Source organism: Streptomyces sp. RGM 3693 (assembly GCF_050471125.1).
Lineage (GTDB): Bacteria > Actinomycetota > Actinomycetes > Streptomycetales > Streptomycetaceae > Streptomyces.
In genome coordinates this window covers 2,276,323-2,294,836 of the sequence record NZ_JBMPPQ010000001.1, presented here as the reverse complement: position 1 = coordinate 2,294,836, position 18,514 = coordinate 2,276,323, and the positions used below count along the sequence as shown (strand labels likewise).

Genomic DNA, 18,514 nt, shown 5'->3' with positions numbered 1-18,514 from the left:
GCCGTGCATGCTGTTCACCTCGTTGTTCGTGATCTGTTCTTCATCGCCCCCTGCCCGGGTCCCGGCGGCCTACACCTGAACGGCCGAGGTCGCTCCGCGCCTACTCGCTGACTGCGCATCAGGCACATGACCAGTCGGACAGCCACTAAGCCGGCGATCGCCCCAGCCCCGCTGAACTGCTTGTGGGGGCGGTTGCTGCAGCGCGTCGGACCAACGCGGTTGAGGGGGGAGGGTCTTGGACTCGTTCCGATTCCGGTCCCAACCTCTGGCTGATCGTTGGCTCCAGAGCTGCGTGATGATGCCGTCGGAGCGGTTCAGTAGTGCTCGGTCTCGGCGTACCCAGCATCTGAGTCGTCGCCTGCGCCGAAGGCGTCGGCGGCAGCGGTCGGGGCGAATCCGGGCGGGCTGTCCCTGAACGTAAGGCCCATGCCGGCCAGCTTCGCCTTGACCTCGTCGATCGACTTCGCACCGAAGTTGCGGACATCGAGCAGGTCCGCCTCGGAACGCGCCACGAGCTCACCCACAGAGTCGACGCCCTCACGCTTGAGGCAGTTGTAGGAGCGGACGGTGAGGTCCAACTCCTCGATCGGCAGCGCCAGATCGGCCGCCAGCGCGGAGTCCGTCAGGGACGGGCCCACCTCGATGCCCTCCGCATCAGCATTCAACTCCCGGGCGAGCCCGAAGAGCTCCACCAGGGTCTTGCCCGACGAGGCCATGGCGTCGCGCGGACGCATCGCCTGCTTGGTCTCGACGTCGACGATCAGCTTGTCGAAGTCGGTGCGCTGCTCGACACGGGTCGCCTCAACCTTGTAGGTGACCTTGAGGACCGGCGAGTAGATCGAGTCGACCGGGATCCGGCCGATCTCCTGGCCGACCTGCTTGTTCTGCACCGCGGAGACGTAGCCGCGACCGCGCTCAACGGTCAGCTCCAACTCCAGCCTGCCCTTGCCGTTCAGCGTGGCCAGGACCAGGTCGGGGTTGTGCACCTCGACACCGGCCGGGGGCGCGATGTCGGCGGCGGTGACCAGACCCGGGCCCTGCTTGCGCAGGTACATCACGACCGGCTCATCGTGCTCCGAGGAGACGACCAGCTGCTTGATGTTGAGGATCAGGTCGGTGACGTCTTCCTTGACGCCCGGCACGCTGGTGAACTCGTGCAGCACACCATCGATCCGGACGCTGGTGACAGCAGCACCGGGGATCGAGGAGAGCAGGGTCCGGCGCAGGGAGTTGCCGAGGGTGTAACCGAAGCCCGGCTCCAACGGCTCGATCACGAACCGGGAACGGCAGTCCTCCACGATCTCTTCGGTCAACGAGGGACGCTGAGCAATCAGCATGAGGTGTTGCCTCCAGCCTTCGGCACCCGCCATTCGATGCCGTCCACCGGACGGCATCCCGATGTCGGTAGCGCCAAGGGTAGGGGCGAACGCGGGCCACCGCCCGGATGCCTCGCGCAGGTGATCAGTGGGTGAGGGGCTGGCTGCCTGGTCAGTACCTCACCATCCCCTCCGGTTGGAGATGACCAAGTGGCAGCATCAGGTCGCTGGCCAGCCGGGACCAGATGCCTGCGTGCGGCGGGGTCAATGTCGTCGAACTTCGGCGACCCATCGTCTGGTTCCCGCAGCTGGTAGGGGTTGGGAGAGGCTCACTGGTTCGCCCCGCGGACTGCACTGCCGCATGCCCCCGGGCACGACCAATCACTCAGGCAACGAAGCGATCAGGCGCGCCCTAAACTGCTCATGCGTCCAGCAGCCGCGGCCAACTGCATATCCCCTAGGTTCGGTCGGCTGTCGGCACCCTTCTGTGGCTACTTCCGCGGCTACCTACATAGCCGTGTGGTCCAGTTTGGACCGGTGTGGAACGGGGTTCGGTGAAACCTCCTGCCGCACGGGAATCGGCATCTGACCAGCGTTTTCCCTGGTGCGGCACCACCTTGAATGGGGCAGTACACCTATACAGTACGTAAAGGTGTGGTCATGAACCGGTCCCGGGCGCCCCCGATCTGCTGCGCCACGAGGAGGCTCCCGGGGCCGGGCCGCGGTTCACGGAGTACCGGTCACCAGCTTCAGGTCCCACTTCCGCAGCGGTGCGTCGATCGGCTGGAAGATGGTGACGGTGTCCCCGCCGACGTCGCAGGTCGCGGCGCCGCCGCCGGAGTGCACCCCGACGGCCTTCGGGGCGCTGGGCTGGGTGACGTAGGAACCGCCCGAATCCCCGGCCGCTGAGCAGGCGTTGGTGAAGGACAGCCCGGAGATGACGGTGCTGCCGTAGTCCACGGTCTGGTCGGTGCGGGTGACCTCACCGCAGCGCCAGCCGCTGGTCTGGCCCGAGTGGCAGATCGACACCCCGACGATGGCCTCCTGGGACCCGGTGATGGTCACCGGGCTGCCGCCCTGGCCGGCCACCGACGGGCTCAGCTTCCAGCCCCGCTGGTCGACCGTCACCAGGCCGAAGTCGCCCTCGTAGCCGTTGACGCTGTGCGTCCCGCCCTGGTTGGAGGTCCCCAACCGGCTCCTGTCCTTGCCGTACGCCGGCTGGTTGGCCTTGAGGGTGCAGTGCCCGGCCGAGACGAAGCCGCGGAAACCACCGGGACCGGTCACCGAGAAGCCGATCGAACAGATGCCGTCGGTGCCCGGCATCCAGCGCTCGCCGCCGACGACCGTGCCGCTCTGCTGGCGCGGTGCCTGGTCGCTGCGCTCGACGGAGACCGGCACCCGCGAGCGGACCGCGAGCTGCCGGACCGCGCTCTCGAAGCCGGCAGTGCGGTTGGTGCGGGCGGCGCGGTCGACCCGCACCACCACTCCGTTGGCCCGCTCGTCGATGCCCCAGCCGGTGACGCCCGGAACGCCCCGGCCGGCCCGCTGGGCGATCTGCTGCACCATGCCGCGGAGCGTCGCCCGGCTGTGCCGGACCGTCTTGGGCACCGCGCCGGCGGCTCGCACCCGCCGGGCGTCGGCGGCGTCGGTGACCGCGACGACGAGCCGGCCGAGCGTCTTGTCGAACCACATCCCGGCGGGCGGCGCGGCCAGCACCCGGCGCACCGCGAGGGCGGTGTGCTGGGCCTCGGCCTCCTGCGCGAGCCGGGTCCGGGCCTGCACCGGGGAGAGTCCGAGGTCCCGGCGCATCGCGTCGAGCATGCTGCGCTGCGAGGGTTGGGGGCTGGGGTCGGGCTGCGGCAGGGCCCGCGCCGGACCGTTCGGGGCGACGGCCGCCAGCACGGCGGCCGCGGCCGCGCTCCACAGGGCGGCTTTGGGAATGCGGCGTTCCATCGGGGTCTCCTCGCGGTGTCGAGTACACGTCGGGCCCGGCCGGGACCGGGCTTGGGCACGTGCATGGATCAGCCCACATCGAGACTCCTCGACACCGCGCCGGGCAGCACCGGGAAGACCCCCGGCATCATGGCCCGGTGACCTCCACCGATCGCCCCCAAGTCCCCACTGCCCACGGCCCGGTCGCGTTCGACGCACTGCCCGGTGCGCTGCACAACGTCGCCTACTCGGGCGCCCGCCATCCGGGAGCCGGGACACCTGAATGCCCGTCACGCCCGGCCGGTCCGGGGGCGACCGGCGCGGTGGCGCCGCCGGACCTCACCGGGGGCGCCAACTGCCAGCTCTACGCCTACGCCGTACTGGGCCACTTCGGGCTGCGGGTGCCGCCGCTGCGGTCGGCGGAACTCTGGGCGGACCGCACCGCGACGGGGCCGGCCGCACCGCCGGAGCCGCTGGACCTGGTGCTCTTCGACGCCGGTCCGGTCGCCGGGCGGCCGGCCGGGTACGGGGCGCACGTCGGCGTCCATCTGGGCCCGGACCGGGTGCTGCACCTGTGCCGGGAGGTGGGCCGCCCCGCCGTGTGGGCGTACGCCGACTTCGCGGCGCGGCCGCGGTACGCCCGTTTCCTGGGCGCCAAGCGGGTGCTGGCGGGCGGCTCCCGGGAGGGGTAGCCGGAGGGGGCGGGGCGGGTGCCGGCTCGCCCGGGACGGTCAGAATCCGCCGCCGAATCCCCCGTCGCCGCCGCCTCCGAAGTCCCCGCCGCCGTCGCCGAAGCCACCGCCGAAGTCACCCGGGTCGAAGTCGGCGCCCGTGACGTCGCCGCCCTCCGCGCCCTGGTAGCCGCCGAAGTCGGAGCCGTAGGCGGGGCTGGCCATCATCAGGTGGCCGAGCGTGGTGCCGACCAGGAGGCCGGGGAGCAGCCCGCCGCCGAAGTAGCCGCCGGCCCAAGGGGCGTAGGTGGGGCCCGCGTCCCAGTAAGGGCGGTCGCCCTCCGGGGTGCGGACCGTACGGGCCAGCGGCTCGCGGCCGTCGTCCAGTCGGCTCTTGTCGGCGGCGCAGACCGGGACGGTGCGCTCGGCACCACCGGGCGGGGCCCAGGCGGCGTCGACGACCGACGGGCCGTGCCGGGGGTCGAAGAAGCAGGGCAGCCGACGCTCGGGCAGCGGCCCGCCCGCACGGCGCGCGGCGAGGGTGGTGAGCGCGAAACGGCCCTCCTCCAGCTCCTTGGTCACCGCCTGGACGTCGCCGGGGTGCTCGGCGGCGGCCATCGCCGATTTGGCGTCCTCGTAGGTGTCCAGGGCGCGGGCGTAGTCGGCGCGCATCGCGTCGTCGGCGCCGGGCTCGCCCGGGTCGAAGTCCAGCCGGTCCAGTTCCTCGCCGAAGGCGGTGATGTCCTCGTCGACCACGATCCGCAGGTCTTCGAGGGCGGCGCGCTCCTCCTCGGCCCGCTTGCGGCGGTTGCGGCGGGCGATGGCGTAGGCGCCGCCGCCCCCGATGACGATCAGCGCGCCGACGCCGACGGCGGTGCCGGTGTCGAAGCCGCCGGCGCCGCCCCAGGAGGCCGGGGCGTGGCCGCGCGCCTCGGTGGCCGCGGTGTCGACGAAGCTGTTGAGGCGCTCGGAGACGGTCGGGTACGAGGAGCGCTTGACGGCGCCGACGAGGTTCTGGACGGCGCTGCGCGGCATCACCCGGGGGTCGGCGCCGGCGTTGAAGCCGTCGCCGAGTTCGACGGCGTAGACACCGCTGATGCCGACCTTGGTGCGCAGGTCCCGGAGCACGGTGGCCGGCTGGTAGTCGGAGGTCCGGGGCAGGACGGCGACGAAGACCGGTTTGCCGGAGTCCTTGATCTTCTTGGCGAGGGCGTCCGCCTGGCTGGCCGAAAACTGACCTGAGGCGCGGGGGTCGACGTAGACCGGGCCCTTCCGCAGTGCGGCGGCCGCCTCGTCCAGCCCACCTGCGGCGTGTACACCGGGGGCAGCCACGGTGGCCATCGCCAGGAGGACCGCCAGCAGCAGGAGTACCGGTCCGATCAGCACACGGCGGGTTGCGGTCTTCATGGCTCCGACGCTACCCGAACCACACTTTCAAGACACCCCTGCCAATTTACGGATTTTTTACTGATCGCCCGATTGTGGCGCGCAGTATCCCCTCCCGCCCGGGGCCTGTCGCGCCGGAGCTGCCCATGCAGGTGGTCGCCCGGCGCGGGTTTTTGATGATCAAGGTCGCCGGGGATGTTCCGGCTCGTCCCTCCCCCAAGGAAAGGAGGACACGATGGGCAGGGTCGCCGAGACGGCCAACACCCTCGCCATCGCCGTCGCCGCCACCGCGGTCGGCTGCACGCTGGTCCTGGAACTGGCCCCCTCGCACCGCGCCGGCTCCGCGCCGCCCGCCTCCCCCGCCGTCGCCGCCGCCGGTACGGTCGCCACCGGCCGCACCACGGTCACCCGCGACGGGCCGGACGCCGCCGGGGACCCGGCCGCCCGCGCCGCGACCACCGCACTGGGCCCGGCCGGAACCCGGCCCGCCGGTTCCCGACCGGGTGCGCCGCTCCCCCGTGGTGACGGTCGGATCCCGGCCGGCCGGATCCAGGTCACCGCGCCCGCCGCCCCGGTCAGCCTGCGGGCCAACGGCAGCTTCCCGGTCGCCTGGACCAACACCACCGGCACCGAGGTGGACGTCTGGCTGAACGCGGCCGCCGGCCGCGGCCGGATACAGCGACTGGCCCTGGTCTCCCCGCGGGCCGGCGCCGGCACCGCCGGCGAGGCCCTGGTGACGCTGCCCGTGGTGCCGCCCGGCCGGTCCTACGCCCTGGAGGTGGCCGCCGGCAGCGGCACCGCCCACGCCTTCAGTCGGCCGTTCGCCGTCACCGACTGACCCGGCGGGCGGGCCGCGCGCCGGCGCCGGGCTCCGCTCCGGGCCCGCCGCGCCGCCGGTCCGCCTACGGCGCGGCCAGGTCCACCAATCCGGCCAGCGCGTCCCGGTGGCGCCCCGGCGTGCCGAGGGCGAGTTCGTCGCTCTTGGCGCGCTTGAGGAAGAGGTGCGCGGGGTGCTCCCAGGTCATCCCGATGCCGCCGTGCAGTTGGACGCACTCCTCGGCGGTGCGCACCGCCACCGGCGCGCAGTACGCCTGGGCCACCGCGACCGCCACCGGCGCGTCGGGGTGGTCGCCGGCCAGTGCGTCGGCGGCGTTACGGGCCGCGGCCCGGGCCGAGGCGACGTCCAGCCACAGCGCGGCCATCCGGTGCTTGAGCGCCTGGAACGAGCCGATCGGGCGGCCGAATTGGGTGCGCTCGCCGGTGTACCGCACGGTCTCGGTCAGACACCACTCCGCGAGGCCGAGCTGTTCGGAGGCGAGCAGACCGGCGCCGGTGAGCAGCGCCCGGTCGACGGCGGCCCGGGCCCGCGCCCCGCGGGCCAGCGGACGGCCGGGGGCCCGGTCGAGGACGACGTGGCCCAGCGGCCGGGTCAGGTCGAGCGGGGTGACGGGCTCGGTCCGCACGCCGTCCGCGGCGGCGTCCACCGCGTAGAGCGCCGGGCCGTCCGGACCCTCGGCCGGGACGAGCAGCAGCCCGGCGCCGGCGGCGTCGGCGACCGAGGTGATCCGCCCGGTGAGCGTGCCGGCGGCGTCCGCCCGTACGGTGGGCGCCCCGGTTCCGCCGGGTGCGGTCGGCAGGGGGACGGCGAGCGCCCCGACGGTGCGGCCCTCGGCGAGCGCGGCCAGGGGGCCGGCGACCTCGGCCCGGTCGGTGTCGCAGCCGAGCAGGGCGGTGACCGCGAGCACCGCGCTGGTGAGGTAGGGCACCGGCGCGACCGCGCGGCCCAACTCCTCCAGGACGACGGCGGCCTCGCGGGCGCCCGCGCCCTGGCCACCGAGCTGCTCGGGGACCAACAGCCCGGCGGCGCCGATCTCCACGGCCAGCGCCCGCCACAGCTCCGGGTCGTAGGGGCGGGCGGTCTCCAGGCCGGCGAGCACGGTGGCCGGGGCGCAGCGGTCGGTGAGCAGCGCCCGTACGGCGGCGCGCAGCGCGTCCTCCTCCGCGGAGTAGAGGAGGTCGGGTTCGGGGGTCCCGGTCGTGCGGGTCATCGGGGGAGGTCCTTCCACGCGACGTCCTTGTCGGTGCGCGGCTCGGGCGGCAGGCCCAGGACGCGCTCGGCCACGATGTTGAGCAGCACTTCGGAGGTGCCTCCCTCGATGGAGTTCCCCTTGGCGCGCAGGTAGCGGTAGCCGGCCTCGCGGCCGGTGAAGTCGACGCCCTCGGGGCGGCGCAGCGTCCAGTCGTCGTAGGTGAGGCCGTCCTCGCCGCGGAACTCCACCTCCCAACCGCTGATCTGCTGGGCGAGCCGGGCGAAGGCCAGTTTCATGCCGCTGCCCTCGGGGCCCGGCTGGCCCGTGGGGGCACCTCCCGCTCGAACGGAGTGGAGAGCGGGGGAGAGTTGCTGGCGCAGGCGTTCGCCGGTGAGCCGGGCGACCTCGGCGTCCACCCAGTGCTTCAGCAGCCGCTGGTGCAGGTCGTGGGTGCGCAGTGCGGGGTGGTCGCGCCAGGCGGCCGCGGCCACGCCGATCATTCCGCCCTCGCAGGGCATGCGTGCGCCGCCGATGGCGACCCGCTCGTTCATCAGGGTGGTCCGGGCGACCTGCCAGCCGTCGCCGACGTCGCCGAGGCGGTGGGTGTCGGGGATCTTGACGCCGGTGAGGAAGACCTCGTTGAACTCCGCCTCGCCGGTGATCTGGCGCAGCGGCCGCACCTCGACGCCGGGGTCGGTCATATCGCACACGAAGTACGTCAGCCCGCGGTGTTTGGGCACCGTCGGGTCGGTGCGGGCGACCAGGATCGCCCAGCGCGCCAGGTGGGCGCTGGAGGTCCAGACCTTCTGCCCGTCGACCACCCAGTCTCCCGCACCGTCGTCGCGGACCGCGCGGGTGGCCAGCGCGGCCAGGTCGGAGCCGGCACCGGGCTCGCTGAAGAGCTGGCACCACACCTCCTCGCCGGTCCACAGCGGCCGCAGGAAGCGCTGCTTCTGCTCCTCGGTGCCGTAGCGGAGGAGGGTTGGGGCGGCCATGCCGAGGCCGATGCCGATCCGGCCGGGGTCGTTGTCCGGGGCGCCGGCGGCGGCCAGTTCGGCGTCCACGACGGCTTGGAGGGCGCGCGGGGCGTCCAGACCGCCGAGTCCCACCGGGAAGTGCACCCAGGCGAGTCCGGCATCGAAGCGGGCGCGCAGGAAGTCCAGCCGGTCGGTGGCAGACAAGAGGGGCGGGCCCGAAGGGCCCTCGGCCAAGGGCGGTGGTGAGCGACGGGTGGGCGGGTGGGAAGCGAGCAGGTCGGCGGTGCGCCGGCGCAGGTCGGCGGCGTCGGTCATCGGGTCTCCTCCGTTCCGGGAACCATCACGAGGCGGCCGACGGAGTCCCCGTCGGCGACCCGCTGGACGGCGTCGGCGGCCGCCGCCAAGGGGACCCGCCCGCCGATCAGCGGCTTGATCGCCCCTTGGGCGGCGAGTGTGGTCAGCTCCTTGTGGCAAGCGTCGACGGCGGCCGGGTCCTTGGTGTTGTAGAGGCCCCAGTGCAGGCCCAGGATCGCGTAGTTCTTGACCAGGGCGTGGTTGAGGCCCGGGGTGGGGATGGTGCCGCCGGCGAAGCCGACGACGATGATCCGGCCCTCGAAGGCGATGCACTTGGTGGACTTGGCGTAGGCGTCGCCGCCCACCGGGTCGTAGACCACGTCCGCGCCCCGTCCGCCGGTGGCCTCCTTGACCGCCGCGACGAGGTCGTCCGCGTGCCGGTCGAGGACCAGGTCGCAGCCCAACTCGCGGGCGATGCGGGCCTTTTCGGGGCCGCCCGCCACGCCGATGACCCGGGCGCCGGCGGCCCGCCCCAGCTGGACGGCGGCGCTGCCGACGCCGCCGGCCGCGGCGTGCACCAGCAGCGTCTCGCCCGCCTGGAGGCGGGCCCGGCGGTGCAGTCCGAACCAGCCGGTCTGGTAGCCGATGTGCAGCGCGGCGGCCTCCGCGTCGTCCAGCGCCTCGGGGGCCGGCCGGACCGTCGCGGCGTCGACGACCGACAGCTCGGCGAAGCCGCCGCCGGGCAGCGTCGGCTGGGCCAGCACCCGCGCGCCGACCACACCGGTCGCCCCCTCGCCCACGGCCAGGACCTCACCGCAGATCTCCACGCCGGGGGTGAACGGGAGCGGCGGCCGGACCTGGTACTGGCCCCGGCACAGCAGCGCGTCGGGGAAGTTGACGTTGGCGGCCCGCACCCGCAGCAGCAGTTGGCCGGGGCCGGGCTCCGGGTCCGGCACCTCCTCCAGTTGCATCACCACTCGCGGCTCCCCGTTCGCGTGCACGCGCCATGCCTTCACCTGATGCCTCCACAGACCTGAAGTCGTACGGCTGGGGCGGGGCCGGAACCGGCCCCCACCACGATGCATACTAAGCGGTCGGTAACTCCGAAGGAACAGTTCCGGCCGGGCCCGTCGCGGGTGTCCCGCCCGGCCCACGGCTCCCTCTCCACACCCGCGGCCGGCAGCCTGGTAACGACAGGGACAGGCAACCCGGCCGTCCCCTGGCGCAGACTGGCGGACATGGACTCACCCACCACCGGCCCCTCCGCACTGGGGGACTTCCTGCGCACCCGCCGCGCCCGGCTACAGCCGGAGGACGCCGGCCTGGTCTCCTACGGGGCCCGCCGCCGGGTCCCCGGCCTGCGGCGCGAGGAGCTCGCCCAGCTCGCCGGCGTCAGCGTCGCCTACTACACCCGCCTCGAACAGGGCCAGAGCCACAACGCCTCCGAGGGCGTGCTGGACGCCCTGGCCCGGGCCCTCCGGCTGACCCCCGACGAGCGCGCCCACCTGCGCCAGCTGGCCCGCCCGACACCGGCCCGGCGCCGCCCGGCGGTCCGCCCCGCCACGGCCCGTCCCGGTGTGCGGCAGCTGCTCGCCGCCATCGACGGCGTGCCGGCCGTCGCCCTCGGTCCGCGCTACGAGGTCCTGGCCTGGAACCGCCTCGGGCACGCCCTGCTCGCCGGCCACCTGGACTTCGACAGCCCGTCCCGGCCCATGGACCGGCCCAACACCCAGCGGCTGCTCTTCCTCGACCCGCACACCCGCGAGCTCTACCCGGACCGCGAGGCGGAGACCCGGCGCGCCGTCGCCGCGCTCCGGATGTCCGCCGGAGCCCGCCCCGACGACCAGCAACTGGCCGAACTCATCGGCGAGTTGTCCATGAAGAGCACCGAGTTCAGCACCCTGTGGTCGCGCCACGCGGTCAACAACTGCACCTTCGGCACCAAGCACTTCCACCATCCGCTGGTGGGCGATCTGACCCTGGACTTCGAAGCGATGGAGACCCAGGACGGCTCCGGCCAGCGCGTCCTGATGTTGACCGCCGCCGAGGGCTCGCCCTCCGAGGCCGCGCTACGCCTGCTCGCCGCGGAACGCGGCCCAGACGTCCGGATCCTCGAACCCGAGCGCCCATAGCCCCCTCCCCCGCACCCCGTACACCGCCAGCAGCGGTAGCTGCGCCCGGACGCCCCGCGCGTCCTGGTACCAGACCTCGTGCCGCTCACCGCCCCGGCCGTAGCCGAAGTGCGGGGTGCCGGAAACCGCGTCGAAGGCGTACCCGGCGCCCACCCGCTTCCGCAGCGCCTCAGCCTCGTGCCAGGTCACATGGGTGGCGCGCCGACCGCTGCCCGGCACCCAGTCCCAGCCGTAGCCCGGGAACGCCAACTCGATCCGGTCCCGGGGCACGTCGGCGGTGGCGTGGCGCAGAATCTCCGCGTACCACGCCTTCGAGGACAGCGGACCCGGCTCCCCCATGGACCAGTGCAGGTCGTAACCCATGAAGCGCACGGTGTCGGCGAGTGCGCCCAGCCGTCGGTAGTCGAAGGCCGGGCCGGCCCCGCGGATCCGCGGCATCACCGTCACCACGCAGGTCCTGCCGCGGCGGTGCAGATGCGCGCACAGTTCGTCGACGAGCCTGACGTAGCCGCTGCGCACCCGGGCCCGGGCCGCCGCGTCACCGGTCACCGCCATCGTCTCGTAGTCCAGGTCGAGCCCGTCGTACCCCTGGCTCGCCACCACCGCCAGCAGCGCCTCGACGTGGGATCGGCGCCGCACCGGATCGTGCAGCAGCTCCCCCATCGCCGCGGCGTCCAGCGTCTCGGTCACCGTCGGCACCACCGCGATCCCGGCCCGGTGCAGCCCCGCGACGAAGTCCGGCCGGACCGCGCCGGGCCGGCCGGTGACCGCACGTTCCGACGTCGTCTCGTACCAGAAGGGGCTGACGGTGTGGAGTTGCCCGGCGTGCGCCAGCGCGTCCCGGTAGGCCCCCTCGACATCACCCCAGAACGGCAGCCACGCCGACGCCGTCGCCTCCCGCACCGCCGCCCCCCGAGGCGTCCCCACCGCCACGGACGGCAACACCGCCCCCACCACCAACACCACGGCCAGCAACAGCCCGCCACCCCGCCCCCGCATCCACCCCCGCCACACTCGCGTCATACCCCGAGCCTCACCCGCGCCGGGCCCTGACGCCTCGTCAGTGGGGCTGAATGGCGGGGCGGCGGCAAGGGCGACGGCGGCGAGCGGCGCCGTGGGGGTGGTCGGGGGCGGTCGGGGTGGTCGGGTGCTTCAGGGTGTGGCGGGGGCGGTGGTGTGTTCGTCGGGGTGGGTCTGCGCGATCCAGCCGGCTGCCAGGCCCTCGGCGAGGGAGAAGCGGTCGTGGGCGACGGCGGCGCAGGTGGCGGCGTCCATGCGCAGGACGGTGTCGGGGTGGGCGGCGGGGCCGTCGGCGTAGCGGGCGGCAGGCGTCCCGTCCGGGTCCAGCACGACGTGGAAGGCGCCCTCGTCCAGGGCGATGTCGATGACGTGCACCGTGCCGCCGGCGAAGTGCCGGGCGAGCCGGGCCATCAGGGGGATCGCGAACCAGTGGGCGCGGACCGCGTCGGTGGGGCGCTGTTCGCCGAGGGCCGGGGCGCCCCAGTCGGCGAGTGCGGCCAGGGCGGGGAGCAGGGCGTGGCCGCGCGGGGTGAGCTCGTAGACGAAGGCGGCGCCGGGCGGGGGGAGTCGGCGGCGGGTGAGCAGGCCGTCGCGCTCCATGTCCTTCAGACGGGAGGCGAGCATGTCCGTACTGACGCCCGGGAGGTCGGCGTGGAGGTCGGTGTAGCGCCGGGAGCCGCCGAGCAGTTCCCGGACGATCAGGAGCGTCCAGCGGTCGCCCACGGCATCCAGGGCCCGGGCGACGGCGCAGTATTGGTCGTAACTTCGACGCGGCATGACACCAGCATAGACATGTGATTGGATTTTCCAAGTCCGAAGTTGGGAAAACCAAGTACGGTGTCACGAGTGCTGCCGCGCCCCGCGGCGGGCGAGAGAACGAGGAGGCCGCCGCATGCAGTTCAAGCAGTCCAGCAAAATGGCCGACGTCTGCTACGAGATCCGCGGACCGGTGATCGAGCACGCGAACGCGCTGGAGGAGGCCGGCCACAGCGTGCTCCGGCTGAACACCGGCAATCCGGCACTGTTCGGCTTCGAGTGCCCGGAGGAGATCCTCCAGGACATGATGCGCAACCTCTCCCGCGCACACGGCTACACGGAGTCCCGCGGCATCCTCCCCGCCCGCCGCGCGGTGGCCCAGCGTTACCAGGAGGCCGGACTTCCGGACGTCGACGTCGACGACATCTACCTGGGCAACGGCGTCTCCGAGCTGGTCTCGATGGCGATCCAGGCCCTGCTGGACGACGGGGACGAAGTCCTCATCCCCGCGCCCGACTTCCCACTCTGGACGGCGGTCACCTCACTCGCCGGCGGCACACCGGTGCACTACCTCTGCGACGAGTCCGCCGACTGGCTGCCGGACCTCGACGACCTCGCCTCGAAGATCACCGACCGGACCCGCGCGCTGGTCATCATCAACCCCAACAACCCCACCGGCGCGGTCTATCCGCGCGAGGTCCTGGAGGGCATGCTCGACCTGGCCCGCCGCCACCACCTGATGGTCTTCGCCGACGAGATCTACGACCGGATCCTCTACGACGACTCCGTCCACCACCACGCCGCGGTGCTCGCCCCGGACCTGGTGTGCCTGACCTTCAGCGGTCTGTCCAAGTCGTACCGAGTGGCCGGCTTCCGCTCCGGGTGGCTGGTGGTCTCCGGCCCCAAGGAGCACGCCGCCGACTACCTGGAGGGGCTGGGCACCCTCGCCTCCATGCGACTGTGTCCCAACGCCCCCGCGCAGTACGCCATCCAGGCGGCGCTCGGCGGCCGGCAGAGCATCAACGACCTGGTCCTCCCCGGCGGCCGGCTGCGCGAACAGCGCGACCGGGCCTGGGAGCGGCTCAACGAGATCCCGGGCGTCTCCTGCGTCAAGCCCAAGGGCGCGCTGTACGCCTTCCCGCGCCTGGACCCGGCGGTCCACAAGATCCACGACGACGAGAAGTTCGTGCTGGACCTGCTGCTGCGGGAGAAGATCCAGGTCGTCCAGGGCACCGGCTTCAACTGGCCGCGCCCGGACCACTTCCGGATCCTCACCCTCCCGCACGCCGACGACCTGGACGCCGCGATCAGCCGGATCGGGCGGTTCCTGGCCGGCTACCGGCAGTAGCGGAAACGCCGCCGCCGGGGAGGCGGGCCGGCACGGCCGCCATCCCCTCCCCGGTCACGGCCGCACGGCCGCACGGCACCCGAACGGGCGTACCCGATTGCCGGCGGCTCTCCCCCGTCCCACCTGGCCGGTCCCCCGCAGCGGGCCGTCCGCCCCGGGCAGGCGCTCTTGAGCGGACCGCCCGCAGCGGCTTAGGTGGAGGGCGGCAATCCAGCCGCCGCCCCGGAGGGGAGAGGGATGCAATGCCCGTACGACCGGCAGTGTCGGAAGCGGAACTTGAGGCCCATCTACGCGGGATCTGTTTCAAGACGGGTCCGCCCCGTCGCCTGGGCGTCGAGATCGAGCTACTGGTCCACGACGCGCGCAACCCCCGATGTCCGGTCGCACCGGATCGGCTACGCACCGCGGCGGACGCCCTACGGGCCCTGCCGCTGCACTCCTGCCTCACCTTCGAACCCGGCGGCCAGCTGGAGCTCAGCTCGCTGCCCGCCGACTCCCTGACCGCCTGCGTCGAGGCGGTCACCGCCGATCTCGCCCTGGTCCGCCCCGTCCTGCGGGAGCGGGGCCTCGGTCTCGCGGGCCACGGCCACAATCCCTGGCACCCCCCGCGGCGGGTGCTCTTCGCACCGCGCTACGACGCCATGGAGGCGTACTTCGACCGCCGCGGTCCGGCCGGTCGCTCCATGATGTGCGGCACCGCCTCCGTCCAGGTCTGCCTGGACGCCGGGCACGAGGAACCCGGGCCGCTGGGGCTCGGCCGGCGGTGGCTGCTGGCGCACCTCCTGGGGGCCGTACTGGCCGCCGCGTTCGCCAATTCGCCGCTCGCCGAGGGGCGGCCCACCGGCTACCGCACCACCCGCCAGGCCATCTGGGCGCAGCTCGACCCGGGCCGCACCTGTGCCCCGCCCCAGGACCTCGACCCGCGCGCCGCATGGGTCCGCTACGCCCTGGACGCCCCGGTGATGTGCGTCCGGCGCCCGGACGGCCCCTGGGACGCGCCGGAGGGCCTCACCTTCCGGGAGTGGATCCGCACCGGGGTCCCCCGCCCGCCGACCCGCGAGGACCTCAACTACCACGTCACCACCCTCTTCCCGCCGGTGCGACCGCGCGGCCATCTGGAGCTGCGGATGATCGACGCGCAGCCCGGCCCGGACGGGTGGATCGTGCCGCTGGCCGTCACGACCGCCCTGTTCGACGACCCGGAGGCCGCCGAGTACGCCTATCGGGCCGTCAAACCCCTTGCGGAGACGGCTGGTTGGCGTCCGCCACCGGAGAACCCGCTGTGGCGGACCGCGGCCCGGGACGGCCTGACCGACCCCGAGCTGCACGCCGCCGCGGTGGGCTGCTTCGCCGCCGCACAGGAAGCGCTGCCGCGACTGGGGGCCACCCCGGGTATCCGCGCGGCGGTCGCGGAGTTCACCGAACGCTATGTGGCGCGCGGCCGGTGCCCGGCCGACGACCAGCTCGACGCGCTGCCCGCGGCGGACGCCGCCGGCGGCCCGGACCCCGCCGACGACGGCGCCGGCACCGCGGCCGAGGGCCGCCTCACCCGTGGGAAGGACAGCCCGTGACCATCGACCCCGAGCCGTTCCGGGAGCGGGCCGCCGCGGCACTGCTCGCCGCCCGCGACCGCACCCGTGCGCTGACCACCTGCGTCGAGGAACCCGACCTGATCGCCCAGCACTCCCCGCTGATGTCCCCCCTGGTGTGGGACCTGGCGCACATCGGCAACCAGGAGGAGCAGTGGCTGCTGCGCGCCGTCGGCGGCCGTGACGCGCTGCGCCCGGACATCGACTCCGTCTACGACGCCTTCGAGCACCCGCGGGCCGAGCGCCCCTCGCTGCCGCTGCTGGCCCCGGCCGAGGCCCACGGCTACGTCGACGAGGTGCGCGGCCGGGTGTGGGACGTCTTGGAGCGCGCCGAGCTGCACGGCGGCCCGCTGCTGTCCGCCGGCTTCGCCTTCGGGATGATCGCGCAGCACGAACAGCAGCACGACGAAACGATGTTGATTACCCATCAGCTGCGGACCGGCCCGCCGGTGCTCACCGCGCCCGAGCCGCCGGCCGCGCCGGCCGACCCGCTGCCGGCCGAAGTCCTCATACCCGGTGGGGCGTTCGTGATGGGAACGTCCACCGAACCCTGGGCGTTGGACAACGAACGGCCCGCGCACCGGCGGACGGTGCCGCCTTTCTTCCTCGACACCACCCCGGTCAGCAACGGCGCCTACCAGCGCTTCATCGAGGACGGCGGCTACGACGACCCGCGCTGGTGGGCTCCGGAGGGCTGGGCGCAGGTGCGCGAACACCGGCTGCGGGCCCCGCTGTTCTGGCACCGGGAGGGCCGGCAGTGGCTGCGGCGCCGGTTCGGGGTGACCGAGCCGGTGCCGCCGGACGAGCCGGTGCTGCACGTCAGCTGGTACGAGGCGGACGCCTACGCGCGGTGGGCCGGCCGGCGGCTGCCCACCGAGGCCGAGTGGGAGAAGGCCGCCCGCCACGACCCGGCGTCCGGGCGGGACCGGCGCTACCCGTGGGGTGACGCCGACCCGTCCCCGGACCGCGCCAACCTCGGCCAGCGGCACCTGCGGCCGGCCCCGGTCGGCAGCTACCCCGAAGGCGCCTCGCCGCTCGGCGTCCACCAGCTGATCGGTGACGTCTGGGAGTGGACGGCCAGCGATTTCCTGCCCTACCCCGGTTTCGCCGCCTTCCCCTACCGGGAGTACTCCGAGGTGTTCTTCGGCGGTGCGCACAAGGTGCTGCGCGGCGGCTCGTTCGCCGTGGACCCGGTCGCCTGCCGCGGCACCTTCCGCAACTGGGACCTCCCGGTGCGGCGGCAGATCTTCTCCGGGTTCCGCACCGCCCAGAACGCCGGGCCGGCGGCCGGGGAGCTGACCTGATGTGCCGTCATCTGGCTTATGTGGGACCGGAGATCCCGTTCGGGCAGGTGGTCCTGTCCCCGCCGTACGGTCTCTACCGTCAGTCCTGGGCGCCGCGCCACCAGCGGCACGGCACGGTCAACGCGGACGGCTTCGGCGTCGGCTGGTACGCGCCGGGCGACCCGGTGCCGGCCCGCTACCGGCGGGCCGCGCCGATCTGGGCCGACGACCAACTGCCCGACCTGGCACGGGTGGTCCGCACCGGGGCGCTGCTCGCCGCCGTCCGGGACGCCACCGTGGCCGGAGCGGACGCCGAGGCGGCCGCCGCGCCGTTCGCCTCCGGGCGGTACCTCTTCAGCCACAACGGTGCGGTGGCCGGCTGGCCGGACACCATGGCACCGCTGGCCGCCGGGCTGCCCGCGACGGAACTGCTGCGGCTGGCGGCCCGCAGCGACTCCGCGTTCCTGTGGGCCCTGGTGCACCGCCGGCTGGTCGCCGGTGACGACCCGGGCCAGGCGCTGGCCGACACGGTCGAGGAGGTCGCCGCGGCCGCGCCCGGCTCCCGGCTCACCCTGCTGCTGACCGACGGCACCAGCATCGCCGGCACCACCTGGGGCGACACCCTGTTCCACCGGGCCGTGCCCGGCGGCGGCCGGATCCTCGCCTCCGAGCCCTACGACGAGTCCCCCCACTGGACCGAGGTCCCCGACCGCACGCTGCTGTGCGCCACCCGCACCGAGGTCCGTCTCACCCCGCTCAAGGAGCCCGCAACGTGAGCCCGCTCAGCATCACCCGCACCCTGCCCGCCGACGCCACCGCGGCCGCCCTGCGCGCCGATGTCGTCGCGGGACTGTCCCGTACGCCCAAGCAGTTGCCGCCGAAGTGGTTCTACGACGCCCGCGGCAGCGAGCTGTTCGACGAGATCACCACCCTGCCGGAGTACTACCCCACCCGTGCGGAACGCGAGATCCTGCGCGCCACCGCGGACCGGATAGCCGCCGCCACCGGCGCCCGCACCCTGATCGAGTTGGGCTCCGGCTCGTCCGACAAGACCCGGCACCTGCTCCGCGCCCTCACCGACCTGCACACCTACCTGCCGGTCGACGTCAGCGAGTCCGCGCTGCGGGCGGCCGGCGAGGGGCTGCTGGCCGCGCATCCGGGCCTGACCGTGCACGCCCTGGTCGCCGACTTCCAGCAGGGCCTCACCCTGCCCGCCACGCCCGGCCCCCGGCTCCTGGCGTTCCTCGGCGGCACCATCGGCAACCTCCTGCCGGACGAGCGGGCCGCGTTCCTGGCGTCCGTCCACGACCTGCTCGCCCCCGGTGACGCCCTGTTGCTCGGCACCGACCTGGTCAAGGACGAGGCCACCCTGGTCGCCGCGTACGACGACGCCCGCGGGGTGACCGCCGACTTCAACAAGAACGTGCTGGCGGTCATCAACCGTGAGCTGGGCGGCGACTTCGACCCGGCCGACTTCGACCACGTCGCGCGGTGGAACGCCGCGGAGGAGTGGATCGAGATGCGGTTGCGGGCCCGCTCGGAACTGACCGTGAAGATCCCCGGCGTCGACCTGATCGTGCCGTTCGCGGCCGGCGAGGAGCTGCGCACGGAGGTCTCGGCGAAGTTCCGGGAGGACGGTGTGCGGGCCGAACTCGCCGCCGCCGGGCTGAAGTTGACCGAGTGGTGGACCGACCGCGCCGGCCGGTTCGCACTGTCGTTGGCGCTGCGCATCTGACCGGTGCCGATCCGACCGGTGCCGCCTGCCGGGTGCCCGGCCCCC

16 protein-coding genes are annotated in these 18,514 nt (G+C 73.7%); 8 read left to right on the top strand and 8 right to left on the bottom strand.

The window, feature by feature from the left end; genetic code table 11:
• Nucleotides 1-314: 314 nt before the first annotated feature.
• Together ACO0M4_RS09740 and ACO0M4_RS09735 are read right to left on the bottom strand one after the other, a co-directional pair.
• Complete coding sequence (locus tag ACO0M4_RS09740) at nucleotides 315-1,337, bottom strand: DNA-directed RNA polymerase subunit alpha (protein ID WP_430369392.1); 1,023 nt, start codon at nucleotides 1,335-1,337, stop codon at nucleotides 315-317.
• Nucleotides 1,338-2,042: 705 nt separating this feature from the next.
• Complete coding sequence (locus ACO0M4_RS09735) at nucleotides 2,043-3,269, bottom strand: S1 family peptidase (protein ID WP_430369390.1); 1,227 nt, start codon at nucleotides 3,267-3,269, stop codon at nucleotides 2,043-2,045.
• A 137-nt stretch (nucleotides 3,270-3,406) separates the two neighbouring features.
• On the opposite strand from ACO0M4_RS09735, the gene ACO0M4_RS09730 reads away from it, so the two are divergent.
• A complete protein-coding gene (locus ACO0M4_RS09730) occupies nucleotides 3,407-3,940 on the top strand; it encodes a cell wall hydrolase (RefSeq protein WP_430369388.1) in 534 nt (177 codons plus the stop codon).
• Nucleotides 3,941-3,979: 39 nt separating this feature from the next.
• Here ACO0M4_RS09730 and ACO0M4_RS09725 read toward each other — a convergent pair whose 3' ends face one another.
• Nucleotides 3,980-5,326 (bottom strand): hypothetical protein, encoded by a 1,347-nt coding sequence (locus ACO0M4_RS09725; RefSeq protein WP_430369387.1) that lies wholly within the window; start codon nucleotides 5,324-5,326, stop codon nucleotides 3,980-3,982.
• A gap of 214 nt (nucleotides 5,327-5,540) precedes the next feature.
• Between ACO0M4_RS09725 and ACO0M4_RS09720 the strand changes: the two genes are divergently transcribed.
• Entirely contained in the window at nucleotides 5,541-6,143 is a 603-nt protein-coding gene (locus ACO0M4_RS09720) for a hypothetical protein (protein ID WP_430369386.1), read from the top strand.
• Between the two features lie 64 nt (nucleotides 6,144-6,207).
• Here the strand turns inward: ACO0M4_RS09720 and ACO0M4_RS09715 are convergent, their stop codons facing one another.
• From ACO0M4_RS09715 to ACO0M4_RS09705, 3 genes are read right to left on the bottom strand one after another with little or no spacing between them, the layout of a single operon-like run.
• On the bottom strand, nucleotides 6,208-7,353 hold the full coding sequence (locus ACO0M4_RS09715) for an acyl-CoA dehydrogenase family protein (RefSeq protein ID WP_430369385.1): 1,146 nt from the start codon (nucleotides 7,351-7,353) through the stop codon (nucleotides 6,208-6,210).
• Entirely contained in the window at nucleotides 7,350-8,627 is a 1,278-nt protein-coding gene (locus ACO0M4_RS09710) for an acyl-CoA dehydrogenase family protein (RefSeq protein WP_430369384.1), read from the bottom strand. The genes ACO0M4_RS09715 and ACO0M4_RS09710 overlap by 4 nt, the downstream gene beginning before the upstream one ends.
• Complete coding sequence (locus tag ACO0M4_RS09705; RefSeq protein WP_430369383.1) at nucleotides 8,624-9,622, bottom strand: NADPH:quinone oxidoreductase family protein; 999 nt, start codon at nucleotides 9,620-9,622, stop codon at nucleotides 8,624-8,626. Before ACO0M4_RS09705 ends, ACO0M4_RS09710 begins: the two co-directional genes overlap by 4 nt.
• Nucleotides 9,623-9,844: 222 nt before the next feature.
• Between ACO0M4_RS09705 and ACO0M4_RS09700 the strand changes: the two genes are divergently transcribed.
• Entirely contained in the window at nucleotides 9,845-10,738 is an 894-nt protein-coding gene (locus tag ACO0M4_RS09700; RefSeq protein WP_430369382.1) for a helix-turn-helix transcriptional regulator, read from the top strand.
• Here ACO0M4_RS09700 and ACO0M4_RS09695 read toward each other — a convergent pair.
• Together ACO0M4_RS09695 and ACO0M4_RS09690 are read right to left on the bottom strand one after the other, a co-directional pair.
• Nucleotides 10,676-11,761, bottom strand: a complete 1,086-nt coding sequence (locus ACO0M4_RS09695; protein WP_430369381.1) for a glycosyl hydrolase family 18 protein — start codon at nucleotides 11,759-11,761, stop codon at nucleotides 10,676-10,678. The genes ACO0M4_RS09700 and ACO0M4_RS09695 overlap by 63 nt on opposite strands.
• Nucleotides 11,762-11,890: 129 nt before the next feature.
• Nucleotides 11,891-12,535 (bottom strand): winged helix-turn-helix transcriptional regulator, encoded by a 645-nt coding sequence (locus ACO0M4_RS09690; protein ID WP_430369380.1) that lies wholly within the window; start codon nucleotides 12,533-12,535, stop codon nucleotides 11,891-11,893.
• Nucleotides 12,536-12,650: 115 nt separating this feature from the next.
• Here ACO0M4_RS09690 and ACO0M4_RS09685 point away from each other — a divergent pair, with 115 nt between their 5' ends.
• From ACO0M4_RS09685 to egtD, 5 genes are all read left to right on the top strand, one after another.
• The gene (locus ACO0M4_RS09685; RefSeq protein WP_430369379.1) at nucleotides 12,651-13,862 is read left to right on the top strand and encodes a pyridoxal phosphate-dependent aminotransferase; all 1,212 of its coding nucleotides are present in this window, start codon (nucleotides 12,651-12,653) and stop codon (nucleotides 13,860-13,862) included.
• Between the two features lie 242 nt (nucleotides 13,863-14,104).
• On the top strand, nucleotides 14,105-15,433 hold the full coding sequence (gene egtA, locus ACO0M4_RS09680; RefSeq protein WP_430369377.1) for an ergothioneine biosynthesis glutamate--cysteine ligase EgtA: 1,329 nt from the start codon (nucleotides 14,105-14,107) through the stop codon (nucleotides 15,431-15,433).
• On the top strand, nucleotides 15,430-16,755 hold the full coding sequence (egtB, locus tag ACO0M4_RS09675; RefSeq protein ID WP_430369375.1) for an ergothioneine biosynthesis protein EgtB: 1,326 nt from the start codon (nucleotides 15,430-15,432) through the stop codon (nucleotides 16,753-16,755). The genes egtA and egtB overlap by 4 nt, the downstream gene beginning before the upstream one ends.
• Entirely contained in the window at nucleotides 16,755-17,510 is a 756-nt protein-coding gene (egtC, locus tag ACO0M4_RS09670) for an ergothioneine biosynthesis protein EgtC (RefSeq protein ID WP_430369373.1), read from the top strand. The genes egtB and egtC overlap by 1 nt, the downstream gene beginning before the upstream one ends.
• A complete protein-coding gene (gene egtD, locus ACO0M4_RS09665) occupies nucleotides 17,507-18,469 on the top strand; it encodes an L-histidine N(alpha)-methyltransferase (RefSeq protein ID WP_430369371.1) in 963 nt (320 codons plus the stop codon). Before egtC ends, egtD begins: the two co-directional genes overlap by 4 nt.
• The last annotated feature ends 45 nt before the right edge of the window (nucleotides 18,470-18,514 follow it).